At 74.3% G+C, this 24,450-nt stretch carries 19 protein-coding genes; 4 read left to right on the top strand and 15 right to left on the bottom strand.

All coding sequences use genetic code 11. The annotated features are described in order from the left end of the window. Nucleotides 1-132: 132 nt before the first annotated feature. From ACFQBR_RS07150 to ACFQBR_RS07125, 6 genes are all read right to left on the bottom strand, one after another. On the bottom strand, nt 133-2,499 hold the full coding sequence (locus ACFQBR_RS07150; RefSeq protein ID WP_344177923.1) for an ATP-binding protein: 2,367 nt from the start codon (nt 2,497-2,499) through the stop codon (nt 133-135). 64 nt (nt 2,500-2,563) lie between these two features. Further along, nucleotides 2,564-3,172 (bottom strand): DUF6879 family protein, encoded by a 609-nt coding sequence (locus tag ACFQBR_RS07145; protein ID WP_344177763.1) that lies wholly within the window; start codon nt 3,170-3,172, stop codon nt 2,564-2,566. After that, a complete protein-coding gene (locus tag ACFQBR_RS07140) occupies nt 3,165-3,434 on the bottom strand; it encodes a hypothetical protein (RefSeq protein ID WP_330156336.1) in 270 nt (89 codons plus the stop codon). The genes ACFQBR_RS07145 and ACFQBR_RS07140 overlap by 8 nt, the downstream gene beginning before the upstream one ends. Nucleotides 3,435-3,795: 361 nt before the next feature. Next, nucleotides 3,796-4,212 (bottom strand): hypothetical protein, encoded by a 417-nt coding sequence (locus ACFQBR_RS07135; RefSeq protein WP_344177762.1) that lies wholly within the window; start codon nt 4,210-4,212, stop codon nt 3,796-3,798. A gap of 305 nt (nt 4,213-4,517) precedes the next feature. Further along, complete coding sequence (locus ACFQBR_RS07130) at nt 4,518-4,934, bottom strand: SgcJ/EcaC family oxidoreductase (RefSeq protein ID WP_344177760.1); 417 nt, start codon at nt 4,932-4,934, stop codon at nt 4,518-4,520. A 71-nt stretch (nt 4,935-5,005) separates the two neighbouring features. Next, nucleotides 5,006-5,824: a metallophosphoesterase family protein gene (locus ACFQBR_RS07125; protein WP_344177758.1), complete on the bottom strand. Its 819-nt coding sequence runs from the start codon at nt 5,822-5,824 to the stop codon at nt 5,006-5,008. Between the two features lie 124 nt (nt 5,825-5,948). On the opposite strand from ACFQBR_RS07125, the gene ACFQBR_RS07120 reads away from it, so the two are divergent. Then, nucleotides 5,949-6,569, top strand: a complete 621-nt coding sequence (locus tag ACFQBR_RS07120) for a GNAT family N-acetyltransferase (protein ID WP_378552491.1) — start codon at nt 5,949-5,951, stop codon at nt 6,567-6,569. Between the two features lie 103 nt (nt 6,570-6,672). On the opposite strand, the gene ACFQBR_RS07115 is transcribed toward ACFQBR_RS07120, so the two are convergent. From ACFQBR_RS07115 to ACFQBR_RS07075, 9 genes are all read right to left on the bottom strand, one after another. Next, nucleotides 6,673-7,329, bottom strand: coding sequence for an ABC transporter ATP-binding protein (locus ACFQBR_RS07115; protein WP_344177752.1), 657 nt, complete (start codon nt 7,327-7,329; stop codon nt 6,673-6,675). A gap of 17 nt (nt 7,330-7,346) precedes the next feature. After that, nucleotides 7,347-9,413 carry a hypothetical protein gene (locus ACFQBR_RS07110; protein ID WP_344177750.1) on the bottom strand — a complete coding sequence of 689 codons (2,067 nt, stop codon included), beginning with the start codon at nt 9,411-9,413 and terminating at the stop codon, nt 7,347-7,349. A gap of 69 nt (nt 9,414-9,482) precedes the next feature. Then, nucleotides 9,483-9,779, bottom strand: a complete 297-nt coding sequence (locus tag ACFQBR_RS07105) for a lactococcin 972 family bacteriocin (protein ID WP_267949375.1) — start codon at nt 9,777-9,779, stop codon at nt 9,483-9,485. A 291-nt stretch (nt 9,780-10,070) separates the two neighbouring features. Next, nucleotides 10,071-11,024 carry a GntR family transcriptional regulator gene (locus ACFQBR_RS07100; protein ID WP_344177747.1) on the bottom strand — a complete coding sequence of 318 codons (954 nt, stop codon included), beginning with the start codon at nt 11,022-11,024 and terminating at the stop codon, nt 10,071-10,073. A 202-nt stretch (nt 11,025-11,226) separates the two neighbouring features. Then, nucleotides 11,227-12,258, bottom strand: coding sequence for a 4-hydroxythreonine-4-phosphate dehydrogenase PdxA (gene pdxA, locus ACFQBR_RS07095; RefSeq protein ID WP_378552487.1), 1,032 nt, complete (start codon nt 12,256-12,258; stop codon nt 11,227-11,229). Next, nucleotides 12,255-13,454, bottom strand: coding sequence for a four-carbon acid sugar kinase family protein (locus ACFQBR_RS07090; RefSeq protein WP_378552484.1), 1,200 nt, complete (start codon nt 13,452-13,454; stop codon nt 12,255-12,257). The genes pdxA and ACFQBR_RS07090 overlap by 4 nt, the downstream gene beginning before the upstream one ends. Next, nucleotides 13,451-14,581, bottom strand: a complete 1,131-nt coding sequence (locus tag ACFQBR_RS07085; protein ID WP_344177741.1) for a 2-keto-3-deoxygluconate permease — start codon at nt 14,579-14,581, stop codon at nt 13,451-13,453. Before ACFQBR_RS07085 ends, ACFQBR_RS07090 begins: the two co-directional genes overlap by 4 nt. Before the next feature lie 177 nt (nt 14,582-14,758). Next, on the bottom strand, nt 14,759-15,262 hold the full coding sequence (locus ACFQBR_RS07080; RefSeq protein WP_344177739.1) for a DoxX family protein: 504 nt from the start codon (nt 15,260-15,262) through the stop codon (nt 14,759-14,761). A gap of 239 nt (nt 15,263-15,501) precedes the next feature. Next, on the bottom strand, nt 15,502-16,866 hold the full coding sequence (locus tag ACFQBR_RS07075; RefSeq protein ID WP_344177737.1) for a hypothetical protein: 1,365 nt from the start codon (nt 16,864-16,866) through the stop codon (nt 15,502-15,504). 273 nt (nt 16,867-17,139) lie between these two features. Here ACFQBR_RS07075 and ACFQBR_RS07070 point away from each other — a divergent pair, with 273 nt between their 5' ends. Genes ACFQBR_RS07070 through ACFQBR_RS07060 form a run of 3 tightly spaced genes read left to right on the top strand, consistent with a single transcriptional unit; the run spans nt 17,140 to nt 24,397 of the window. Further along, nucleotides 17,140-18,669, top strand: coding sequence for a TIGR02677 family protein (locus tag ACFQBR_RS07070; RefSeq protein ID WP_344177735.1), 1,530 nt, complete (start codon nt 17,140-17,142; stop codon nt 18,667-18,669). Further along, nucleotides 18,669-20,153, top strand: coding sequence for a DUF2398 family protein (locus tag ACFQBR_RS07065; protein WP_344177733.1), 1,485 nt, complete (start codon nt 18,669-18,671; stop codon nt 20,151-20,153). The genes ACFQBR_RS07070 and ACFQBR_RS07065 overlap by 1 nt, the downstream gene beginning before the upstream one ends. After that, on the top strand, nt 20,150-24,397 hold the full coding sequence (locus tag ACFQBR_RS07060) for an SbcC/MukB-like Walker B domain-containing protein (protein ID WP_378552479.1): 4,248 nt from the start codon (nt 20,150-20,152) through the stop codon (nt 24,395-24,397). The genes ACFQBR_RS07065 and ACFQBR_RS07060 overlap by 4 nt, the downstream gene beginning before the upstream one ends. The last annotated feature ends 53 nt before the right edge of the window (nt 24,398-24,450 follow it).

Here is a 24,450-nt window from a genome sequence, read left to right as displayed (position 1 = left end):
CAGGCTCCAATCGGAACGGCATCACGGCTGCCGGGATCCGGTACGGCCGAGCACCTCTCCGGAGTCCACGGAAACGCCAGCACAACAGCGTGCGCTGTCCCTCCGGAGACCGGAAGGACGGCGCCGACACGGTCAGGACGTGCCGGAACCCCCGAAGCGGTCGGTGATCTCCTCCCGCAGACGTAGGGCCCTGGGATCGGGAAAGTCCTCCAGAACCGTCAGTGCCTCGCGCCAGTACCCGCGGGCCGCGTCCGGGGCCCCGTCGGCGGCCACTGCCGAGGCAAGCCTGTCCAGGCAGACCGCGAGCCTCCAGCGATCCCGGTACCTGCGGTACCCGTTGGCCGCCTGCCGGTAGAACCTCGCGGCCTCACCGGGGCGCCCAAGGCTTCGATAGACCTCTCCGGCGCCCTCGAAGGACTCCGCCTCGCGCACGTGGTCGGCCGTCCAGCGGTGCAGCCCTGCCGACTCGTGGAAGGAGAGCAGCGCGTCCTCCGTGTGTCCGAGACGCGCCTGGATCCTGCCGAGCTCCAGGTACGCGAACCCCTCGAGGACGGCGTCCCCGAGTTCACGGGCGATCTCCAGCGCCCGCCGCACACAGGACAGGCCGCGGTCGTTCCTGCCCAGCACCCGCCAAGCCGCGCTCAGGGAGGCCAGGCAGGCGAACTCGCTCATGCGGTCACCGGTCTCCCTGTGGATACCGATGGCTCGTTCGCCCAGCACCACGGCCTCCTCGGGTTCGCCCAGTTCGAGGACGCACTGGGCCAGGTTGCCGAGGACGATCCCCTCCCACAGGCGCTCACCGGCACCCACCACCAGTCCGAGGGAGCGCTCGAAGTGCTCGCGGGCCTCGCCGAGCACGTGCTCGCGAAGACGGGCCAGACCGATGGCGTTCAGCGACATGGCCACTCCGAACTCGTCGTCCTCCTCCTTCCGCAGCTCGAGTGCGCGCCGGTGATGGGCCAGTCCCTCCGTCGGCCGGTTGGCCTGCACGCAGGCCATGCCCAGGCTCTCCTCCAGGTCCGCCTCCGCCGACGCATCGCCCTCCCTTCGTGCTGCTTCCAGGCCGAGGCGGGCGGTCGTGAGCCATACGGAGTCGTAGGAGTGGAAGGTGTAGAAGTGCCTCAGGGCCGAAGCGAGCCGCCAGGCGACGCCGTCCATCCCCGCGGAGACGGCCGCCTCCACCGCGGCGGTCAGGTTCCTCCCCTCCAGCTCGAACCACCGCGCCGCCTCCGAACCGTCAGAGAACCTGCGGACGCCATCGTCCTCCTCCGCCGGTCCGATGTGCCTCAAGTGGGAATCCAGCGCCCTGGCGGCGGTGTCCGCGCCGCGCAGATACCAGGCCAGGAGGCGTTGCACGGCCCGCTGCCGGACGTCCTGGTCCTCCTCGTGGCGCACCTGGTCGGTGGCGTAGGAGCGCAGCAGATCGTGGAAGCGGTAGCGGTCGGTGTCGGTTTGCTCCAGGAGATGCGCACCGACGAGGGCGTCCAGGGTGCGCTGTGCCCGGCGCACCGGCAGTTCGGCCAGGACCGCAGCCGCACCCGCGTCGAAGTCCGGGCCGGGGTGCAGGCCGAGCAGCCGGAACAGCCGTGCGGCGCCCTCGGGCAGCGCCCGGTAGGACCAGGCGAAGACGGACCGGACGGCGTCGGCCTCCTCCTCGTCGTCCGTGGCCAGGGCGTCCCAGAGTGCGGACTCGTCGCGCAGGTCCTGGATGAGGTCGTCCAACGGCATGTACGGGCGGCTGGCCGCGCGCTCGGCGGCGATGCGCAGGGCGAGGGGGAGCTGTCCGCACAGCCGTGCCAGCTCGGCCACCTCCTGCGGGTCGTCCTTCTGCCGGTGGTGGCCGGTCACGTGTTCCAGGAGCGCCACGGCCTCGGCGGGATCCAGGGTGTGAACGGTGACGCGCCGAGCCCCGTTCCTGGCGACCAGGCCGGAGAGCCGGTCCCTGCTGGTGACCAGGACCACGCAGCCGGGGGAGCCGGGAAGCAGCGGGCGGACCTGCGCGGTGGACGAGGCGTTGTCGAGGAGGACGAGGACGCGTTTGTCCGCGAGGAGGGAGCGGTGGAGGGCGGACCGGCTGTCGAGGTCGGCGGGTATGGAGTCCGCCGACACACCGAACGCCCGTAGGAACCTGTCCAGCACCTGGTCCGGGGACAGCGGAGACCCTGGCCCGTAGCCACGCAGGTCGACATAGAGCTGGCCGTCGGGGAAGTGCTGTCGTACCCGGTGCGCCCAGTGCAGTGCAAGGGCCGTCTTGCCCACCCCGGCCGTGCCGGCGATGACGTGGAGCACGGATTCCGCGCGTCCGGCCGCTTCCCCGCCGGTGCTGTGCAGGTGGGCGCTGAGCACTTCCAGTTCCCCCGCGCGGTTGACGAACCCGCGCACGTCCGCGGGGAGCTGCCTGGGCACCGGAGCACGCGCGGGTCCGGGCTCGTGGTCGTGGAAGTGGATCCCGCCCCCGACGTCCCGTGCCTGGACCGCGCGGCCGGAGACGTCGGAGATCCGCGACCGGACGCCGTCGGTGGAACTCTCGTGTGGCCCGTCTCCGGGGCGGCGGCGTCTGTCGTCAGGCACGGCCGGCTTCCGTCCCACCCACCTCGCGGACGAAGAAGTCCTCCAGGGCCTCGGCGTTCTCGTGCAGGGCCGCGATCTCGGAACGGCACTGCGCGGTGACGTCTGCGTCGGTGTACCTGACGGCTCCGTCGAGGATCCCCCGGGAGTCGTAGCGGATCCTGTAGGTCACGGCGTCGCCGAGGGTCACGATCTCCGGAACCGGCCTTTCCCGCTCCAGGGCTGTGAGCGGTTCGGCGGAGACGACGCGGATGTCCTCGCCGCACTGGGCGCGTATACGGAGGGAGTGCAGTTCCCAGAGCAGGTAGAGGGGGAGCGGTTTCTCCACGACCCGCACTCTGCGGATCCGGCACCCCAGACCGGCGAGACGGTCGAACTCCGAGCGCAGAAGCGGGCGCTCCGCCTCCAACATGCGGAGGGATTCGGCCCTTCTCCCGTCGGCGAACGCCACCCAGCTCCTTTCCTCCGGCTGGTCGAACTCCTGCTGCCGCTCGAGCTTCCAGACATCGGTGTCTCTGAGCGATCCGAAGCGGACGTCGAAGTCCTCGGAGTACTCGTCCAGGGTGAGGCGGTCTCCGGGCCGGTCGGCGATGGTGTCAAGCATCGGGTATGTCGGCCTTCGCCGAGATCAGCGTGGCGCGAGGGATGACGACGAGCCGTTCGCCGGGGGAGATCAACGCCCCTTCGGGGAGCCGGTGGGCGTAGAGCGGTGTCAGGTCCCGGCCGATCACCGCGATGTCGCCGTTGTCGAGTTCCCAGATGTCTGGGCACCCCTTGACGTGGTTGGTGGTGTCCAGCTCCTCCGGCGACCTGCCCAGCCGGCGGACCATGTCGGCGCCGGGGTCCGCTTCCCAGGGGCGTGCCATTTCGAACCCTTCCGCGCACCGGACGGGGGAATGGTGCGCCCCTAGAAAATAACACGGCCTCTTTCTCTCCTCGGGTGATCATCGTGTTTCGGCCAGCCACGCTTTCCTTCCGGTTCGGCGTGGACAGTACGCCCGCCTCGAGACAAGTCTTGCTATGTCATGGAAAGTGGCAGGTGGGGGTTTCAGTGTTGCCGTCTGGCTCTTTGTCGTGTGTGTGAACGGTGCGTCTGTTGTTCGGGACCGGGGCAGTGGCCTTGGTTGTCCTTCGAGTGGGCGAACGAGGATTTTTTCAGTCAATCCTTCATTGCTTGGAAATGAAGGTTTTCCTGTTGGTTCGCTGAATCGTTCGCGCGTCCGCTTCTCATTGTGAATTTGCTGTGTCCTGAAGTTCCTGGAGGTTTTTGGCTTTTTCGAGGTGGCTGCCCGGAGGTATTATTCCCCCTTGCTCGCCCGAGGGGTTTCCAAGCCATCTCTCGAGGGCTTCGATGGATGTCAGGCCATCCCTTTTTGCCTGGAGGAGTCGGCGTACCCACACACTTTTTTCATTCCTTGCTTCTGTGTCGGCTGACTGAAGGCTCAGGAAATTTGCTGCCTTCCCGTCCACCGAGGCCCAGAGGTAGCCGATCGCGACTCCTTCCTTGTGTATCGGAACGTAGAGTACGGCTGTGTCTGTCAGACGGTCGAACTTCGGCCTCGATCCGGATCTTTCCAGGCCAAGGTCTTCCCATGCCTCTCCGCGAGACATGGCATGGGCCGGGTCCGGCTGGTTGCTCCCCACGACTACTCGTCTCGGTTGTCGGTTTGTCTGCCTCGGGCGTGAGGCCTCGAACTCCTGGGTGGTTCCCTTGCCGAGATCGATGATAGGAATTTCTGCCTGAGACGGCATTTCATCTCGACGCAGACCAGAAGCGGGTAACAGTGGACTGACCGGTCAGGGCCGTGTGTTCTTCGGCCTGAAGGGAGCGGTGAGTGGTTCGCCGCGAGCCTCTCCGCCAGGAGTGGAGTGGTCCGTTCGGACCTTCGGTAGTCCGCCGTTCACCGGCCAGGCCCTCCAGCACCTGGGCCGCCCGCCCGACCGAACCCTCAGACCACCGGGGTGGTCTGGGCGAGGGAGATGCGCCAGTCGTCGCCCTCGCGGACCAGGAGGTAGGACATGACGCCTTCCCGGGGAGCGGAGGACTCCGCCTCGGGGCGCCCGTCGAAGACGGTCTTGGTCAGGCTGACGTGGGCGACGTCGCGCGCGACGAAGCGGATGTCGTCGACCCGCAGGGCCGTCCGGACGTCCTTGAGGGGTGTGGCGAGGGCTTCGGCCATGGCGGAGGTGAAGGCCTCCAGGCCGAAGAGCCGCCGCCCGCCGAAGTTGACGATCACGACGTCGGAGGTGTGCAGCGCCGGGAGTGCGACGGGGTCGTTCTGGGCCCGGTCCGCTCGGGCGACGAGGTCGTGGATGCGCCGCTCGTCGGTGGCGCGGTCGGGGAGGGTCGTGCTCGTGGTGTCCATGGGACGAACCTAGAAGCTCAACTTTTGTTCATGTCAAGGCGCCCGCTCCGCGCCCGTGCCCGCACCCCGCCTCAGGGCAGGACCGGCCGGGGCCCCTCCGGAGGCTTCGGGCGCGGCCCCCACTCGCGCGGGTAGCCGAGGGAGACCTCGATGTGGGGCACGCCGTCCACGACGATGGTGCGCGGGATGTGCAGGTGGCCGTAGACGACGGCGCGGGCGCGGTAGCGCGTGTGCCAGTCGGCGGTGGCCTCGGTGCCGCACCACTGGGCGAACTCGGGGTAGTGCAGGACGCGGGTGGGTTCGCGGACCAGGGGGAAGTGGTTGACCAGGACGGTGGGGGTCTCGGTGTCGAGGGCGTCGAGGCGCTTGCGCGTGTAGTCCAGGCGGGCGCGGCACCACTCGTCGCGGCTCGGGTAGGGGTCGGGGTGCAGCAGGTACTCGTCGGTGCACACGACCCCGGAGGCGTGGGCGACGGCGAGCGCCTCCTCCTTGGTGCGGGCGCCCTCGGGGCGGAAGGTGTAGTCGTACAGGACGAACAGCGGGGCGACGACGACCGGCCCGTCGAGGCCGGGCCACACCGGGTAGGGGTCCTCAGGGGTGTGCACGCCCAGACCGCGCAGCGCCTCGACGAGGTGCCGGTAGCGGGCCTCGCCGCGCAGCTGGACCGGGTCGCGCGGGGAGGTCCACAGCTCGTGGTTGCCGGGGGTCCACACCACCGTGGAGAAGCGCTCGCTCAGCAGCTCCATGGCCCACAGGATGTCGTCCGAGGTCTCGGCGACGTCGCCGGCGACCAGGAGCCAGTCGTCGTCGGACGCGGGCCGCAGGGCCTCGGTGAAGGCGCGGTTGTCGGCGTGCCGGACGTGCAGGTCACTGATGGCGACCAGGCTCATCGTCACCGTCCCCTTCGGTGGTCGTGGATCGGCGACACCCTACACACCCGGGCGGTCTTTCGGGCGGGCGGCCCGGACCCGGGCCGGGCAAAGGACTGTCCCCGGCCTCTGCTTGACTGCTCCCATGAACGTGCGTGAGGCGCTGCCGGAGGAGATGGCGGCGGTCGGGGAACTGCGGGTCGCGGCCTACCGGGACCTGGGGCTGCTGGAGGAGGGGGACCCCTACACGGACTCGCTCCGGGCGCTGGGGTCCGACGGCCGGGGCGAGGTGCTCGTGGCCGTCGAGGGGGATCGGGTCGTGGGCACCGTCCTGCTCGTCCCGTGGTCGGAGTCCAGCGAGATCGCTCGCGGGCCCGAGGAGGCGGAGGTACGGGCGTTCGCGGTGGTGCCCGACGCCCAGGGCCGCGGTGTGGGCCGCGCCCTGGTGCGCGCGGTGGTCGCCCTGGCCTCGGAGCGGGGGGCGTCCCGGGTGGTCCTGTCCACGCAGCCCCCGATGCTCGCGGCGCAGTCCCTCTACCGGGCCCACGGGTTCGTCCGCACCCCCGAACGCGACTGGACCCCGGTGCCCGGGGTCGACCTGCTACCGGGCCCACGGGTTCGTCCGCACCCCCGAACGCGACTGGACCCCGGTGCCCGGGGTCGACCTGCTGACCTACGCGCTCGCGCTGCCGGACCGGGCGGCCTCCGCGCCCCCCGCTCCGCAGGCGGTCGCCCAGGGCTGAGCGGCGCCCTCCGGTTCCGATAGTGGGCTGACCGGAACGGTATCCGGTGGGACGTGAGGGGCCCTGACCTGGATGATCTTGTACTTATAGACGGTGTGGGCGCCCACACCGTCTATAAGTACAAGATCACGGGGGAGAGGCGGGGCCGCCCGGCGCCGCCTCCCGCCCCGTCCCCACGTCGAAGGCCCTGTCGCACGCCGCCCGCACCCCGTCGTTGTGGGTGGCGACCACAACCGCGCACCCCTCGCGGCCCAGTTGCCGCAGGACCTCCACCACCATCGCCGCGTTGTCCGCGTCCAGAGCCCCCGTCGGCTCGTCGGCCAGCACCAGGGACGGCCGCTTGACGAGCAGGCGGGCCAGGGCGACGCGCTGCCGCTCGCCGCCGGACAGGCGGTGCACCACCTCGCCCTCCCGCCCGGCCAGGCCGACCCGCTCCAGCGCCGCGGCGTGGCCGGCCCGGGCGCCGCGCCGCCGCGCCACGTCCAGGTTGGCCCGGACCGTGGCGTTCTCGATGAGCGCGTAGTCCTGGAAGAGGTAGCCGAGCCTGTCGCGCCGGAAGCGCCGCCGCCCTCCCGGCCCCAGGCGGGTCAGGTCGGCGCCCTCGCAGAGGATCCGGCCGCCGCTGGGCCTGTCGAGCAGGCCCAGGCAGTTGAGCAGGGTGGTCTTGCCCGAGCCGCTGGCCCCGACGAGGGCGACCGTCTGCCCGGCCTCGACGGTCAGGTCCAGGCCCTGCCACAGGACGCGGTCCCCGAAGGCCTTGGCGAGGTTCTCGGCGGTGATCATGGTGCTCCCCGGTGGTGTCAGGCCCGCGAGGAACCTTCGCGGACGATGCGGCGGTGGAAGAGGGCGAGGGCGCTGAGGGTCAGGGCGAGCCCGGCCGCCGTGACGGCCGCGGCGTAGAGGGGCTCCAGCCCGCTGGTCGGCACCGGTTGCGGCGGCAGGGGCCGCAAGGGGTCGTCCAGGGCCCGCAGCGCGGCGAGGGTGTCCCAGGCGGCCCAGCCCGTGAAGCCGAGCGCGACCACGGCCTCCACGGCGAGGAACCGGCGGTGTGCGGCGAGGAACCCCCACCCGCTGATGTGCCGGGCGAAGACGGTCTGGGCGTGCGTGCGCACGTGGATGACGCACGCGGCGACGCCGGTCGTCAGCAGGACGGCGGTGCCGGCGGCCAGCGCGAGCAGTTCGACGCGCACCGCGGCGACCTGGGCGGCGTGGGCGCTCCTGGCCTTGTCGAGGATCGGCTGGACCGTGTTGACGTACTCGGCCACCCGCGGGTCGGCGCGGGCCTCCAGCACCACGTCCGGGTCGGGGAAGAGCAGGGCCTCGTGCGTCAGGTAGGTGAGGTAGGTCCGGTCGGAGAGTGCGGAGCCGTTGGGCAGGGCGACGATCACCGGGTCCCGCAGGAAGGGGGAGGCGTCGGTCCCGCCCGGGTCCCTCGACCCGTAGGTGAACACCCGCTGGCCGCCGGCCAGCGGCAGGACCTCGATGTCGGCAGCGGTTCCCGTGCTCCCGGCCTGGAGGGCGTACCAGTCGGGCATCTCGCCCTCGACGGCCTCCCGGTGGGCGGCGTGCGCGGGCGGCAGCAGGACCCTGACCCGGTCGTCGGAGGGGGCGGCGCCGTAGCGTGCGCCGGTGGGGGACAGGACCTCCTGCTGCGCGAGGTAGGTGTCGTTGACCACGAGCAGGTCGAAGCCGGGGCGTGGGGCGCCGACCGGCACGAGCGACGCGGGGGGATGCCGCTCGGCGACGACGAGCTTCCCGTCGAGGTCGGCGCGGCGCAGCCAGGGGCCGAGGAGGCGCTCGGCGGTCCCCGGGTCGTCGAAGGCCGTGCTGCCGTTGAGTGTGGCGTGCGAGGTCTCCCCGGTGCGCTCGAACGCCTCCAGCGCCGCGCGCTGCTCCCGCGCGGCCTGCGCGAGGTGGAGCGTGCTCGCCAGGACGCCGAGCAGGAGGAGCAGGACGGGCACGCGCACCAGGTAGACGGCGGCCCGGGTGCTCCGGACGGGCAGGCGCCCCCGGAGCGCCGGCAGGACCCCGGTGGCGTGCACCAGGCCCAGCGCCGCCGCGTGCGTCACCAGGGCCGCGGCGGTGAGGACGCCGAGCAGGGCCAGGGCGGTCAGGGAGTACAGGCCGAGCTGGTTCCACCCGTTGTAGAGGCCGAGGAGGAGCAGGGTGAGGGCGCACACGGCGGGCAGGGCGACGCCCCACAGCCGTGCGACCCGGCCCAGGTCGCCCAGGAGGATCCGGGCGTAGGAGTGCCCGTGGAGGCGGCGGACGCCGTGGTCCCGGGAGTCGAGCAGGACGCCCGCGCCGATCGAGGTGGTGCCCACCAGCAGCGCCGTGGCCAGGACGTGGAAGAGGGGTCCGCCGAGGAACGACTGCCACAGGCGGGCCTGGCCCGCGCCGGGGTCCGCGCCCAGCCCGTGCGCGGCGAGGGCGTCGGCGAGCACCCGCGCGTTCTCCGGCGGTCCGAAGACGAGGTAGTTGCCGCGGGGGCTGCGGTCGGCCATGTCCCGCACGGGGTGCACGCGCAGTTCCATCGTGCGGCCGAAGGAGGGGTATCCGTCGGTGAGCCAGTCGGCCTGGGCCGAGCCGGGGTCCCCGACCGCGAGGTACATGTGCCACAGCGACTCGGGCGAGCGCACGTCCGGGACGACGAGGCCGACGGAGATCCGTTGCTCCGCCGCGACGCGTTCGACGGTCCGCGCGACCTCGCCGCCGTCGGAGGCGCCGTCGTCCTCGACGATCCACACCGACGCCGAGTGCTGTGCCGTGGGGATCGTCGCCTCCCACGCGGCCAGCAGCAGTGCGGCGATGAGCGCGGCGCAGACCAGGAGCGCGGTGTGGGCGAAGGCGATGGTGCGGTTGGGCATCGTGTCCCTGCGCGTGGTCGGGGAGCCGTGCGCCCCGGCGGAGGGGCGGCCCCGTGGCTGCGGGAGGCGCTACCCGCAGTGCCTCCAGTAGGTCTCGTTGTGGTTGACGGCGCGCGGGGCGGAGGCCTCGGACGTCTTGCCGGGCAGCATCGCGGCGGACGTGACGGTGTACGTGCCGACCGCCGTCGACCCGTGGCAGAGCGTCGCGTGGAAGTAGTTCGAGTACACCCTTCCGGTGGTGAGGCCGTGGTACCAGGTACCGCCGCCGACGTAGCTGATGGCCGCGTCGGCGACACCGGCCGTCGCCGCGGTGAGCCCGGCCGCGAAGACCAGGGACGCGGCGGCGCGCTTCAGGGGGTGGGGCATGTCGTTCCCTCTCACGGCCTCCGGCACGGTTGTCGGCGGAGGCCTTCGTCGTGCGGGGACGGTGCGCGGAGGGTGCGGTCGGGCGGGCCTCCCGGCCGCGCGCCGGGGGGCTCCGTGTCGGGGACGGACGACGGGGGCGGCGGCGCGTTCCGCGGGGCGGGGCGTTTTCCTCACTGCCGTCCCGCTCGTGCCGACGCAAGAAAAAAGTACCGCACGGAGTGCTTCGGTAACTCTTTGTGGCCACTATCGGACAGGAATTCGCCCGTAGCAGGGTTCTCCGTGCGTTCCGGTCTAGCGGGCGGCGCCCGGGCCTTGCTCTGCGTCACCGCCGGTGAGGCCGTCGCGCAGGCGTGCCAGCTCGGCCCGGAGTTCGTCGGCCAGTTCGACGGCGCGGTCCAGGCCGGGCGCGGGGGCCGCGTCCGCCGGCCCGGGGACGGGTTCGGCGGCGGGCCGCTCCGGGGCGGGCCGGTCCAGCAGGGAGGGGTCGGGGGCGATGCGCACCTGTTCCGAGGCGCCCTCGGCCTCGATGTCGAACACCACCCGGTCCGACCGGTGCCAGCTCTCGAACCACTCCAGCGGGGTGCCGTCCCGGTCGAACGTCCCGCCCTCCAGCAGCAGGAGCGGGGCCTCGGCCGCCACCCCGAGCTCCAGGGCGATGCGCGGGTCGGCGGGCACGGCCCGGATCTGCCGGCGCCCGCTCGTGGGCACGGCCCCGAACCGCTCCTCCATGAGGCGGTGCAGGGAGGCGTCGCGCAGCATCGCGGCCTCCAGGCCGGGGAAGCGCTCGGCGGGGAGCCAGGTGCGCACGTAGGACAGCGGGTCGCCGCCGACCGAGCGCACGCGCTCCAGGCGGAGCAGGTCCCGGGTGCCCAGGTGCCCGACCGCGGCGGGGCCCCCGGAGAGGGAGGGCTCCAGCGACAGCACCGCCGTGGACAGGCTCAGCCCCTCGGAGGAGAACTGGTCGAAGAGCCCGGTGACGCGCTGGACGAGCCGGTGGTGCTCGGTGGGGACCGCGGCGACCGGGGCTCGGCCCCGGGTCCTCCTGACCGAGCCCTCGTCCTCCAGGGTGGCCAGCGCCTGCCGGACCACGCTGCGGGAGACCCCGAACCGCTCGCGCAGGGCCGCCTCGCTGGGCAGGGTGTCGCCGGGGGCGATCGAGCGGTCGCGGATCTCGGCGCGCAGCACGCCGGCGACCTGGGCGTGCAGGGGGCGGGGGTCGGTGCGGTCGACGGGCATGGGCGCCATTCTAGGGCCGGGCGTGCGGGCGGGGGCGTGCCCGTGCACGGCACGCTGCGGATCCGGGCCGCACGGCTTCCGCGCGGGATCGGGCACCGGAACGGCGGTGTGCCCGCGCCCCGACGGGGACGCGGGCACACCGTTCACCGGTGCTCCGGCAGGGGCGGCCGAGGGCGGGCGGGGCCGCCCCGCCCGGTGGGCCTTCGCGCCGCTACCGCGCGTCGGAGCGGGACGCCTGCCAGACGTGCCCCCAGCCGGGGGCCAGCTCAGCGGCCCGGCGCAGCGCCAGGACGAGGCTGGCCTCGCGGGCGATCCCGCGGCCCGCGATGTCGAACGCGGTGCCGTGGTCGACCGAGACCCGCACCACGGGGAGGCCGGCGGTGATGTTGACGCCGTCGTCGCCGTAGACGGCCTTGAAGGGCGCGTGCCCCTGGTCGTGGTAGCAGACCGCGACCAGCTTCCACTTGCCGTTGACGGCAGCCGGGATCAGGGCGTCGGCGGGGAGCGGGCCGTGGGCGTTGATGCCCTCCTCGCGGGCCAGGGCGATCGCGGGCGCGAGGACGTCGGCGTCCTCGTCGCCGAACAGGCGGTTCTCCCCGGCATGCGGGTTGAGCCCGGCCACCCCGATGGGCTCGTCCGGACTGCCCTGGGCGCGGGCGAACGCGCTCATCAGGCGCAGCACCTCCAGGGTGCGCTCCCGGGTGATGCCCTCGATCGCGTTGCGCAGGGACACGTGCGTCGTCAGGTGGAAGAAGGACAGCTCCCCGGCGGAGAGCACCAGGCTGTAGTCCCGCACCCCGAACTCGTGGGCGAGCAGCTCGGTGTGGCCAGGCCAGGCGTGGCCGCCCAGGTGCATGGCGGCCTTGTTCAGCGGCGGGGTGACGATGCCGTCCACCAGGCCGCGCTTGGCCAGGTCGACCGCGGCGATCACGAACCGCGCCGCGCCGTCGCCGGCCTCCGCGCTCAGCTCGCCCGGCGGCACGTGGCCGAGGGAGGGGCCGGTCTGCACGACGTCGATCACGGCGGGGTCGTCGGCCGCGTCGGCCGGGGACTCGACGGGGTTGACCGAGGCCGGGTCGCCGCCGACGGCGGCGACCGCGTTGCGCAGGGCGTCGGCGTCACCGATCACCACGGGGCGGGAGTACTCCCGGACCTCGGGGTGGTGCAGCAGCGACTTGGCGGTGATCTCCGGGCCGATGCCCGCGACGTCGCCGAGGGTGACTGCCAGGGTGGGGCGGCTCATGCGTTCCTGCCTTTCGTGTGGCGTACCGCGTCAGCGGCCTCCAGTAGTGCGGTGGGGGATCCGAATCCCCCGGCCTTGGTGACGATGGCCCGGCCGTGCCGGGGTCCGCCGGACAGCGTGCCGAGCGGGATGCCCGGGGCGACCTCGCCGGTCAGGGCGATGGCGCGCGCGTCCAGGGCGGCGGTGAGGGCGCGGGCCCCGTCGCCGCCGGTGACCACGAAGCCGGACAGCTCGTGGCGTGCGGCCAGGTCGGCGGCGAGCGCGCCGAAGCGGCGGGCGACCGACGCGGGGTCGAGCGCTCCGTCGCGGTCCTCGGGCGCGACCAGCGCGGTGTGGGCCGTGGCCGGGTCGAACCGGTCCAGGACCCCGGCGGACCAGGCGCGCCAGGCCGCGTCGTCGGCGAGGTCGCGCGGCGCGGGCTGCTCGATCCGGGTCCGGTCGTCGGCGGCCAGCTCCTCGACCTGGCCCCGGGCCGTCTGGTGGAGCGAGGTGACCACGACGAGGGCGGGGGCCGGTTCGGCCTCCGCGGCCCAGGAGTCGGCCAGCCGGGCGGCGAGCCCGGCCGAGCCGACCGGCACGGCGTCGGGGCCGAGAGCGGTGACGGCGGCGGCCAGGCGCGCCAGGTCCTCGTCGGTCCCGGCGTCGGCGACCACGACCGGTCCGGCGGCGCGCAGCTGTGCCGCGTCGGCGGCGGCGTCGCCGCCGGTGAGCCGGACGTGCTCGGCGCCGAGCAGGACCGCGACGCGGCTCTCCGACACCGGGGTCACCGGGTCGGTGCCGACCGCGGTGCGGTGCACCTCGACCCCGTCGACGAGGAGGACCCCGTCGCGGACGGTGCGGCCGTTGGCCGGGAAGGCCGGGCAGACCACGGCGACCGCGTCCGGCGACCACGCGTCCAGGACGGCGTCGATCTCCGCGCGGATGGGGCCGCGCAGCGTGGAGTCGACCTTCTTGTACAGGCGGGCCGCCCCGGCTCCGCGCAGGCGGCGGACCGCCTCGGCCGCGGCAGCGGCGGCGCGGTCGGCGGGCAGCGCGCGGGAGTCGGTGCTGACGGCGACGACCTCGGCGTTCGGGGTCGCGGCGTCGAGCTGGAGCTCCGTGCTCCACCCGGCCCGCAGGAACTGCACGGCGGTGTCGCCCGCGCCCGTCAGGTCGTCCGCGACGACGGCGACGCGCGGTGTGACGGGGGTGCTCACGAGTCGGACTCCTTCTGCTCGGTGGTGTCGGTGTCGGCGGCGGGGGCCGCGGCGGTCGCCTGTCCGGCTCCGGTGGCCGCCGTCTCCGCGTCGGCGGCGGTCTCGCCGGCGGCCAGGGCCCTCTCGGCCTCGGCCGCCTCCTCGGCCTTCTCCGCCTCGGCGGGGGAGGCCCCGGCGCGGCGCAGGACCCAGGTGGTCACGAGCGGCGCCAGGATCGCGGTGACCAGCACGCTGGCCGCGATCTGGGAGGTCGCCGTGCCCATGTAGGCGGCGAAGGACGGGTCGGCGGCGGCCACGATGGCGGGGGTCGCGACGGCGTTGCCGGAGACGGTCCCGGCGGCGAAGCCGATGCCGGACTCCTTGCCGCGGCGCAGGATCAGCTTGTAGCCGAGGTAGACCAGGCCGCCGGTGAACAGGGTGATGACGACGCCCAGCAGGATGCCGGTCAGCCCGCCCCGGGCGACGTCGGCGAGGTCGATGCCCGCACCGAGCGCGAAGGCGAAGAACGGGATCACGATGGAGGGCACGGGCTTGAGGACCTCGCGCCACTGCGCGTCCACGTTGCCGACGACCACGCCGAGCAGGAACGGGACGATCGCGGCGACGAGGGCCAGCACCGGGATCTGGCCCAGGCCCGAGGCGCCGATGAACAGGAGGGCGATGAACGGGCCGTCGTTGACGGCCCCCGCGATGTAGGCGCCCCGGTCGCGGGAGCGCCCGTACTGGCCGGTGATCGCGAGCCACAGTCCGCCGTTGGCGTTGGTGGTGGCGGCGAGCAGCGCCAGGATCGACACCCCGAGGATGCCGTCGGGGCCGGTGAAGACGGCGAGCCCGACGATCAGCAGGCCGGGGATGAGGCTCTTGCCGAGCAGGACCACGCCGGTGGCGGCCAGGACGGGGCCGCCGGTCCGGAGCGTCACCTGGGTGCCGGTGGCGAAGATGAGGAGGGCGATCAGCGGCAGGGCGCTGTCCTTGAACAGCGCGGTGGTGAAGCTGCCGATGTCCAGCGCCCCGGGGGCGAAGGTTCCGATGAGCGACCCCAGGACCAGCGGGACCAGCATGGCTCCGCCGGGGATCTTGTTCATCCAGTGGTAGAGGGGCACCAGGGTCCCGTGGTCGTCGCGCATGAGTGTCCGTTCGCAGGGGTGTCCCGGCGGGGACCTCGGAGGATCCGGGCCGGGACTCATCTTGTCCGTACAGAGTGTACGTACAATTTGGGATGATGTCAGCCGGGGCCACAAGATTTCACAGCGGCCCCGGCCGTATCCCCTGCGTGACAGGGCGCGTGTCGGTGTTCGTGCCCGTCAGGACGGCACGGCCTCCCGTGCCTCGGCGCGGTCCCCGACGGCGGCCGCGGCCCGGCGGGCGCGCAGGTGGTGGACGACCACAGCGAGGGTCGCCGCGATGAACACCGCCTGCATGGCGGTCCGGACCGGCAGGCTCTCGCTGAACCCCGCGCTCGCGCCGGTCATGATCGAGTAGACGTTCGCGGGGAACATCGCGACCATGAGCGCGCCGAGCCCGGCCGCCGCCCAGGGCGAGGTGCGCGCCCACAGCAGGCCCGCGGCCCCGGCGAGCTCCAGTACTCCGGTGACGGTGACCAGCAGCTCGGGCGCGGGCAGCAGGGGCGGGACCATGGCGACCAGCTCCTCGCGCAGTCCGACGAAGTGCGCCACGCCGGTCAGGGTGAACATGGCCGCGAGTCCGCCGCGCAGGGCGCGCGGCCAGGAGCGCAGGGGCCGCACGCCGAGCACGCCCAGTGCGAGCAGTGCGGTGGTGGTGCCGATCAGGGTGATGAGCGGTTCCATGGCGGGCCTCCGATGGGTGGTGTCCCGAAATCTTTCTACTGGAAAGATTGCCTCGCGGCGCCCTAACTTGTCAATGGAAAGATGGAGGCAAAGCGGGAACTGGCGTGCGGCGGAACCTGCGGTGGGGGCCGGGCCGTGGGAGAGGCGGGCCCGGGCCCGTCCGGACGGAGGGCGGCGCGGGCGTGCCACGGAGCGGAGGGTGGTCGTGAGCGGCGGCCGGGGCCGGGGCCGCCGCGCGCTCAGGAGGGGGAGGCCAGCCTCTCCACGGCCCTGCGGGCGGTGGCCGCGACGCCCGGGTCCGGGTGCTGGCGGCCGATCGCCTCCAGGACGGGGACGGTGTCGGGGTGGCGGTCCGCCCGGAGGCGGTCGACGTCGTCGAGGATCAGCTCCTCGATGCCCTCCGTGCACTCGGCGGTCAGGAAGGCGCGCAGGTTGGCCTCGTCGGGGTCCAGCGCCGCCGCGAGCATGTCGATGACGACCAGGGCTCCGTGCCTGTCCATGATCCGGTCGACCTCGTGCCGGGCGAGCATGCCGGAGGAGAGGAGGACGGAGGCCGCCAGGCCGACCGCGGTGGGCTCGCCGGAGCCGAGGAGGGACCACAGGTCCGGGACGAGCTCGGAACTCGTCGTGTCCAGGACCTTCGCCCCCGTCCACCGGCGCTGTGCGCGGCCCGGCCCCCGCACCGCCTCGGCGATCTCCCGCAGGGCGAGCGCGGGGGTGCGCTGCTCCAGCCACGCGTCGAACGAGCACAGCCGGCCCTCCGGGGCCAGGGCGCCGAGGGCGTCGAGGAGTTCCCCCGCCCCCGCCAGGTCCTCCGTCAGCGGGGCGGGAACGCCCACCGCGAGGAGGATCCGTCTGACCCCGAACCGGCCCAGGCCCGTCAGCCGCGCCCAGAAGGGGCGGGAGCCGTCCCCGGTCCCGGGGCCGTGGCGCCCCACGACCACCGCCCCGGTGCCGGTGAGCCGCCACAGCGAGCGCAGGAGCCGGTCGGAGGCGGGATCGGGATCCTCCTGCCCCGGGCCGGGGGCCGGACGGTCGGCGCCGGTCAGGGCCTCCAGGGGGGTGCGGGCGCCGTCCGGGGCCTCGTAGAGGAGTCTCAGGGCCCGGGGGAGGAGGGCGTCGGCGCCGGAGGGGCAGCGGGGGTCCTGGTCCTGCTCGACACCGTCCTGGAACACCTGCGACCACCAGGCGAGGATCCGGTCCGGGGAGCGTGCGTGCTCCTCCAGTCCTCGCGCGGGGTGGGCGTTCCCGGCCCACAGCTCGACCAGGCCGAGCCGGACGGCGGTCCGCCACGGCCGGACGAACTCCTCCACGCCGGACGCCGGGCCGAGTCCGTCCAGCCATCTGCGGCGCCGGCGGGGGTGGTCCTCCAGGCCGCGGGGCCAGAGCCCGCACTCCCGGACGGCGTCGCGCACGTCGGCGGTTCCGGGCAGCCCCCTGGGGCAGACGGGGGTCGCCGGCCCGCACCAGCGGGCCAGGCCGAGGGCGTCGCGCAGGGGCGGGGACGCGAGTGCGGCGAGGGCGAGGTCCTCCGGGGGAGGGAGCGAGACGGGGCGGGCCGGGAGCCGCAGGATGTCCGGGGACGCCGGTTCGTCGGAGGGCATGGGGAGCTCATGGATTCTCTTGTGTGGAACGTGATTCCTCTTCTTCTACCGTGCCGGTGGGCCGCGTTGTGGCGGATTCGCCAAGTTCGCCCCGTGGCGCCCGGCACACCGGCCCCTCACGCCCCACGGCGGCGGACGCGGAGAACCGGGCCCCGTCGACCGCCGACAGCGGCCCGGACGTCCGCACCTGCCCCCGCAGTCACGTAGCGTCATGGTGTGGCGGAACCCCCTCCGCCCGGCGGCCCCACTCCCACATCACCGAAAGGGCGGCCCGTGGTCGAACGCAGAGCCCTGGACATGGACTCCCTCGCGGTCAGCGACCGGTTCCGGCTGTTCAACTTCACCCGGCGCGACGACCACGTCACCTACCTGTGGATCCTGCGCGCCATGGACCGGCTGCGCGAGGTCCACCAGGTGCAGGTGTCCCCCGACGACGTCGCCGCGGCCCTGCGCGAGCTCGCCGCCGCGCACGACCAGGTGCCCACGCCCGACCGCGGCCTGCGCGACCGGCTGGACGAACTCCACGCCGACCGCGTCGTGCACCGCTTCGACGACGCCTCCCGGGCCGGGAACCTGGTGCGCTACCGCAACCGCCAGTCGGTCTACCAGTTCAGCGAGCTGGGCTACTGGGCCTACCAGGCGGTGGAGAACCTGCTCGGCGCCCGCATCGAGGACGTCAACCTGTCCCGCCTGGTCTTCTCCGAGGTCCTGGACGACCTGCGGGCCCTCGCGGAGGCCAACCGCACCGGCCGGGCCGAGCACGTCCACCGCAGGCTCGCCCGCCTGGACTCGGCCATGGAGGACATGGGGCGCCGCTCGGCGCAGTTCCACGTCACCCTGGGTGAGATCCTGCGCTCCACCGACTCCTCCCCGGACGTCTTCCTGCGCCACAAGAACGCCCTGCTGGTGCACATGTCCGACTTCACGGCCGAGCTCGACCGCCACCTGCCCCGCCTGGACCGCGCCGTCCGCGAGGTGGAGGAGACCGGCCTGGCCACCCTCCTCTCCCGGGCCGCCGACGCCGACGAGCGCCCCTTCATGGAGCGCGCCGAGCGCCGCGCCGACTGGGAGCGCCGCTGGCAGGCCCTGCGCGCCTGGTTCTCCTCCGACGACGCCGTCCCCGCGCGCGCCGCCGAACTGCACGCGGCCACCAGGACGGCCGTCTCCGGCGTGATCGCCCTGCTCCGGCAGATCACCGAGGCCCAGCGCGGCGGCGTCAACCGCTCCAGCCAGCTGCGCCACCTCGCCACCTGGGTGTTCAACACCCCCGACGACGGCGCCGCCCACGCCCTCATGGGAGCGGCGTTCAACGTCCGCTCCGCCCGCCACCTCGGCGTCGCCCACGACGACGAGGAACAGATCTCCCCCGGCCTGACCTGGTGGGACGCGCCCGGGGTCGAGGTCTCGGTCACCCTGTTCCGCAGCGGCACCGCGCCCACGGCCGGCGTGCCCAGGCCGGTGCGGCGCAACCCCGGGGCCCAGGCGCGCCTGCGCGGCAGGCAGGCCGCCGACCGCGGGTCCGAGCGCAGGTCGGCCGAGCGCCTGGTCGAGGAGGGCGTCCACGGCCGTGTGCTGGACGAGACCGACACGCGTATCCTGCTGCGCCTGGTCACCCGCGCCCTGGAGGCGCGCACCGTCGTCGCCGGACGCCTCTCCTCGGCCTCCGGCGAGGGCGACGGCACCATGGTCCGCCTGGTCCCCGACCCGGCGGGCAGCACCGTGCGCACCAGCCAGGGCCGGATCCACCTCCCGGGCCTGCGCCTGGAGGCGACCGCCCACCGGACACGAACGAAGAACCCCTGATGCCCCGAACCTCCGCCCCCGCGGTCGCCCCCGCCGACCTGGGCTCCTACCAGCAGGCCGTGCGGCGCGTCCTCACCTGCGACCTCATCACCGCCTCGCGGCCCCGCCCCGGCGTCCTCGACCAGGTACTGCGCTGGGCCGACGAGCTGGCCGCCGACCTCCACCGGCTCTTCGGCTACACCCTCATCGCCACGACCGACCACGTGCGCCTGGTCCGCGAGCTGGACGCCCTGGACCCCACCCAGACCCAGGCCTTCTCCCGCCGGGGCAGGCCCTTCGACCGGCGCAGGCTCGCCTACCTGTGCCTGCTGCTGGCCTCCTTCCAGCGCTCCCAGATCGAGATCAGCCTCGCCGACCTGGTCGCCCGCCTCACCCCCGCCGCCAACACGGTCCAGGGCCTGGGCTACGACCCCACCGACGGATCGCACAAGGCCGCGCTGGTCGACGCCGCCCACTGGCTCCTCGACCGGGGAGCCCTGCACCTGTCCGACGGCTCGCTGGAGGCGTGGGCGGCCACCGGCGACCAGGGCGACGCGCTCTTCGACATCGACCACGAGGTGTGCGAGGTGCTGTTCCGGCCGGCCCGCCCGGTCCAGCACCTGGGCAGCGCGGCGGGACTGCTCGCCGAACCTCTGACCGCGGCCTCCCCCCGCGAGCAGGCGGCCCGCCGGGCCCGGCGCCTCCTGGTGGAGCGCCCCGTCGTCTACTTCGCCGACGTCGAACCCGAGGTCGCCGCCGTCCTGCGCGGGCGGGGCGCGGCCGAGGAGCTGGCCCGCGCCACCGGCCTGAAGGTGGAGCGCCGCGCGGAGGGGGTCCTGCTCGCCGACCCGGCGGGCACCTTCACCGACCGGCCCTTCCCCGGGCGGGGCGGCGCGGTCAACCGCACCGCCGGTCTCCTGCTCGCCAAGGTCGCCGACCTCCTGGAGACGTCCCTGGCGGCGCTGGTGGTGCTGCCCGTGCCCCCGCTCCCCGCCGACCAGGCCGCCCTGGTCCGCCTGGTCGACGCGGGCCTGCCCCGCGACGGGGTCGTCACCGGACTCGCCTGGACGCCGGAGCCCCCCGGGGCGGACGACGGCGCGGGGCCGCCGGAGCGGCTGGAGGCCCCCCTGGTCGAACGCGCCCGGTGGGAGACGATGATCCACGAGCTCTTCGCCGAGTTCGGCGCGGCCTCCTTCGGCGGCGCCTGGCAGCAGGACCCCTACGGCCTCCTGGACGCCGCCCTGGCGCTGCTCGCCGAACTCTCCCTGGTCCGGCCGGTCCCGGGCGGGGCCCTGGTGCTCCCCGCCGCCTCCCGCTACCGCAACCTCCAGGGCGCGCTGCCCGAGCGCGCAGAGAGGGGCCAGCTCCCCCTGGGGCTGGCGGACCCGGCGCCCGCTGAGGCCGCCCCCGCCGACCAGCCCCCCTCCGGGACCGCACCCCCCGACGATCCCGGGCCGGCCCCCGAACCCACGGCCGCCCACGCCCCCGCGGAAGGAAACCGATGACCTCCAGGAGCGACCGCTTCCGGCCCAGCCGCGCCGGCGTCATCAACGTCTGGGACTACGTCGACGAGGAGTTCGTGTTCGCCGACGGCCGCCTGGTGCTGCGCGGGCACAACGGCTCGGGCAAGACCAAGGCCCTGGAGGTGCTCTTCCCGTTCGTGCTCGACGGGTACACCGACGCACGCCGCCTCGACCCCTTCAGCGGCCAGAACCGCACCATGAAGTCCAACCTGCTCTACCGGGGCGAGGACTCCGCGTACGGGTACGTGTGGATGGAGTTCGCCCGCGCCGACGGCGACCGCACCGAGACCGCCACGCTGGTCGTCGGCCTGCGCGCGCACAAGCACCGCGACGGCGTCAACCCCTCGTTCTTCGTCACCGACCGGCGCCTGGGCGTCGACTTCGGCCTGCTCGCCTCCGACGGGCGCCCGCTCACCGAACGCCAGCTCAAGGGCGTCCTGGGCGACGCGGCCTGGCACGCCACCGCCGCGGACTACCGCAAGGCCGTGGACGCACGCCTCTTCGGGCTCGGCGAGCGCTACACCCAGCTCCTCGACCTGCTCCTGGCGCTGCGCCGGCCCCTGCTGGCCAAGGACCTGGACCCCGACAAGGTCTCCGAGACCCTCACCAGCGGACTGAGCCCCCTCGACGAGACCCTCCTGGACCAGGCCGCCCGCGACTTCACCAACCTGGCCGCCGTCCAGCGCCGGTTCGACCAGGCGACCACCGCCCACGCCGCGGCCACCGCCTTCGCCGGCGAGTACGCCTCCTACCTGGACGTGCACGCCCGCCACCGGCTCGCGCGCCTGCGCACCGCCACCGGCCACGCCGCCGAGCGGGCGGCGGCCGTCACCGAGGCGCGCGGGACCCGGGAACGCGCCGCCGTCGAGCACGCCGCCGCCACCGCGAGGTCCGAGGAGCTCGACGCCCGCGTCCGCGAGCTGGCCGCGCGCAGGAGCGGGCTGGAGGCCGACGACGCGTTCCGCAGCCACGCCGCCCTGGAGGTCGAGCGCGCCCACAGCGCGGAGACCGCCCGCGAACTCCGCGAACAGCAGGCCCGCCTGGACGTCCAGGCGGGCGAGGTGGGCGCCCTGCGCCGCGAGGCCGACCAGGTCGCCGACGACCTCGAACGGGTACGCGCCCGCACCGGCGAACTCGCCGCGGAACTGGCCGAGGCCGCGGACCGGGCCGGCCTGGCCCACGACGGGGAGGGGCCCGCCGACAGCGGCGACGACCTGCCCTCCGCGGCACGGGCCCGCGCCACCGCCCGCCGCGCCGACGTGGACGCGGTGCGCGAACGCCTCCGCGGGCTCGCCGGGGCGGAGACCGCCCGCGCCGCGGCCGACCAGGCAGCCGCCCGCGCAGACGAGCGGCTCCAGCAGCGCGAGCAGGAGTGCCGGGAGGCGGACGAGGCCCTGGCCGCCGCGCGCGGCGCCGCCGCCGACGCCCTCGCCGCCTGGGCCGGGCACTGGGCGCAGGGCCCCTCCCCGGTCACCGGCGCCGCCTGCGTCCAGGCCCTGGAGCAGGCGCTGGAACGGTTCGGCGAACCCGGCACCCCCGCCCTGGCCGAGGTCTACGGCGAGCACACCGACCAGCAGCGCCTCGACGCGGCCGGCCGCGTGCGCACCCTGGAGGACCGCAGGGAGCAGCTGGACGGGGAGACCGCGCGCCTCACCCGCGAACGCGCGGACATCGCCGCCGAGCGCGACGACGCCCCGCCCGCCGACCACCGGCGCACCGCGTCCCGGGAGGGCCGCCCCGGCGCCCCGCTGTGGCGGCTCGTCCGGTTCGCCGACACCGTCGCGGACGCCGACGCGGCGGCGGTCGAGGGCGCGCTGGACGGGGCCGGGCTGCTCACCGCGTGGGTCCACCCGGACGCCGGCGCCACCCGCGCGGCCCTGGAGGCGGGGGAGGCCGACGCCTACCTCCTGCCCACCGGTGAGACGGTCGCGGACGGGGGCCGCACCCTCGCCGAGGTGCTCGTCCCCGAGCAGCAGGACCTGGTGCCCCAGGACGTGATCGCCCGCGTCCTGGCCTCGGTCCGCCTGGACGGCGCCGCGGGCGGCGCGGAGGTCTCCGGGGCCCCGGGGTCCGCCCCTGCGGCGCACACCGTCACCGCCCGGGCCGGGTTCGCCCAGGGCCTCCTCGTGGGAACTTGCCCCAAGGACGTCCCCGAGTTCATCGGCGCCACCAACCGGGCCCACCGCCGCCGCGAGCGCCTCGCCGCCTGCGACGCGCGCCTGGCCGAACTCGCCGAGCAGGGCGCCCTGCTCTCCGCCGACCTCGACCGCGCGGGCGAACTCCTCAAGGCCTTCACCCGGGCGCGGTCGGCCCTGCCCGACACCGCCCCGGTCGACCGTGCCGTGCGCCGCGTCGAGCACCACTCCACCCTCCTGGCCTCCGCGCGCGGCGAGAGCGAGGAGCGGCGCCGCGCCCTCGACTCCGCCGTCGCCGAGGTGGACGCCCACCGCCACCAGGTGCGCGCGGTGGCCGCCGAACGCGCCATGCCCGTGCGCCCGGAGGCCGTCGAGGCCGTGGCCTCGGCCGTGGACGACTTCACCGCCGCCGCCCGCGACCTCCACGCCGCCCGCGCCGAGGCCGCCCGGCACACCGCCGACCTGGACGGGCGGCGGGAGACCGTCGCCCGGCTGGGCGGCCGGCTGGAGGAGGACCGCGAACGCCATGAGGAGCGCCTGCGCGAGCACGAGCGGGCCGTCGCGGAGCTCACCGCCCGCGAGGAGGGCATCAGCGCCCCGGTGCGCGAGATCATGGCCGAACTGGAGGCCGTGCGGGAGTCCCTGCGCGGGGCCGAGGCGGAGCAGCGCGAGGTCCGGGCGCGGGCGTCCGCCGCGCACGAGACGATGATCCGCGCCGACCGCGACCTCGAACACGGGCAGAAGGCCCTCACCGACGCCTTCACGGCCCTGTTCGAGCACGCCGACTCCTTCGCGGCCCTGACCCACCCCGACCTGCGCGCCACCCTGGGTGTGGAGCCCGGGCCCGCCTGGCCGGACCGGGGGCTGTGGCCCGAGCCGGAACAGGCCGCCGAGAAGGTGCTCGCGGAGGGGGACGCGGACCCCGGGGACGCCGTCCGCGCCGTCCTGCCGCCGGCCGCGGCGGCGCTGACCGACGCCTTCGCGCGAGCGGTCGACCCGGGTCGCGCCGTGACCGACGGCGACCTCAAGTCCGCCTCCACCCGCGTCTCCAACGCCCTGCGCGCCTTCCAGGACGCCCTGGGCGGCGATGCGGAGGGCTACCGCGTCGACCACGACTTCGGCACGAGCGGGATCATCACCGTGTTCGTCAACGACGAGACGGGCCGCAACCCGGTCTCCGCCTTCGCGCGCACCATCGCCGACCGCGTCGAGGACCAGGGCGCGCTCCTGCGGGAGGAGGAGCGCGGCGTCCTGGAGGACGAACTGCTCAGCGGTATCGCGCAGCAGATCCACGAGCGCGTGCGCGTCGCCCGCGACCTGGTCGCCGGCATGGACCGCGACACCCGCTCGCGGCCCATGTCCTCGGGCACGCGCATCGGCATCCGCTGGAGCCGGTCGGACCGCCTCACCGAGGACCAGGCCCTCGCGGCGCAGCTGCTCAAACGCGACGCCGCCGGCCTGGGGCAGGCGGGCCTGACACGTCTGCGGGAGGTCCTGCGGCAGATGATCCGGGCCCACCACGCCGCCCACCCCCGCGCCACCTACAAGCAGGTCCTGGCCGCGGTGCTGGACTACCGGGCCTGGTACCGGTTCGAGCTGCGCATGGCCGTCCCCGGCCAGGACGAGGTCCGCCTCACCAAGAACAAGCACGAGCAGATGTCCGGCGGCGAGAAGTCCGCGGCGATCCACCTGCCCCTGTTCGCCGCCGCCAACGCCCTCTACACCTCGGCGTCCCCCACCTGCCCGCGGATGGTGGCGCTGGACGAGGCGTTCGCCGGGATCGACGACCGGTACAAGCCGGAGCTCATGGGGCTGACGGTCACGTTCGACCTGGACATGTTCATGACCGGGCACGACCTGTGGGTGCACTACGACAGCGTGCCCATGGCCTCCCACTACGACATGCACCACGACAAGGGCTCGCACACCGTCTCGGCGCTGTTCATGCTCTGGGACGGCGCCCAGACGATCGACGCCGACGCGGGGTTCGCCGGGAACGAGGAGCTCGCGGCCGAGCTCCTCGGGTTCACCCCCAGCCGCTACGCCCCGCTGTCGGCGGCCGGGACCCTCCTGGAGGACACCGGAGGGTGAGGCGGTGGAGCGGTTCCGCGCCGCCGTGCGCCGAGGGGCGCGCGGCGGGGGCG

The sequence above is a fragment of the Nocardiopsis tropica genome, assembly GCF_042660575.1.
GTDB lineage: Bacteria > Actinomycetota > Actinomycetes > Streptosporangiales > Streptosporangiaceae > Nocardiopsis > Nocardiopsis tropica.
The sequence above is the reverse complement of the archived record's forward strand: the minus strand, read 5'-3'. Positions and strand labels throughout refer to the sequence as shown.

Coding starts and splice junctions, on each gene's coding strand:
- ACFQBR_RS07145 (WP_344177763.1), bottom strand. CDS start 3,172: ATGCTTGACACCATCGCCGACCGGCCCGGAGACCGCCTCACCCTGGAC.
- ACFQBR_RS07140 (WP_330156336.1), bottom strand. CDS start 3,434: ATGGCACGCCCCTGGGAAGCGGACCCCGGCGCCGACATGGTCCGCCGG.
- ACFQBR_RS07130 (WP_344177760.1), bottom strand. CDS start 4,934: ATGGACACCACGAGCACGACCCTCCCCGACCGCGCCACCGACGAGCGG.
- ACFQBR_RS07125 (WP_344177758.1), bottom strand. CDS start 5,824: ATGAGCCTGGTCGCCATCAGTGACCTGCACGTCCGGCACGCCGACAAC.
- ACFQBR_RS07120 (WP_378552491.1), top strand. CDS start 5,949: ATGAACGTGCGTGAGGCGCTGCCGGAGGAGATGGCGGCGGTCGGGGAA.
- ACFQBR_RS07115 (WP_344177752.1), bottom strand. CDS start 7,329: ATGATCACCGCCGAGAACCTCGCCAAGGCCTTCGGGGACCGCGTCCTG.
- ACFQBR_RS07110 (WP_344177750.1), bottom strand. CDS start 9,413: ATGCCCAACCGCACCATCGCCTTCGCCCACACCGCGCTCCTGGTCTGC.
- ACFQBR_RS07105 (WP_267949375.1), bottom strand. CDS start 9,779: ATGCCCCACCCCCTGAAGCGCGCCGCCGCGTCCCTGGTCTTCGCGGCC.
- ACFQBR_RS07100 (WP_344177747.1), bottom strand. CDS start 11,024: ATGGCGCCCATGCCCGTCGACCGCACCGACCCCCGCCCCCTGCACGCC.
- pdxA (WP_378552487.1), bottom strand. CDS start 12,258: ATGAGCCGCCCCACCCTGGCAGTCACCCTCGGCGACGTCGCGGGCATC.
- ACFQBR_RS07085 (WP_344177741.1), bottom strand. CDS start 14,581: ATGCGCGACGACCACGGGACCCTGGTGCCCCTCTACCACTGGATGAAC.
- ACFQBR_RS07080 (WP_344177739.1), bottom strand. CDS start 15,262: ATGGAACCGCTCATCACCCTGATCGGCACCACCACCGCACTGCTCGCA.
- ACFQBR_RS07075 (WP_344177737.1), bottom strand. CDS start 16,866: ATGCCCTCCGACGAACCGGCGTCCCCGGACATCCTGCGGCTCCCGGCC.
- ACFQBR_RS07065 (WP_344177733.1), top strand. CDS start 18,669: ATGCCCCGAACCTCCGCCCCCGCGGTCGCCCCCGCCGACCTGGGCTCC.
- ACFQBR_RS07060 (WP_378552479.1), top strand. CDS start 20,150: ATGACCTCCAGGAGCGACCGCTTCCGGCCCAGCCGCGCCGGCGTCATC.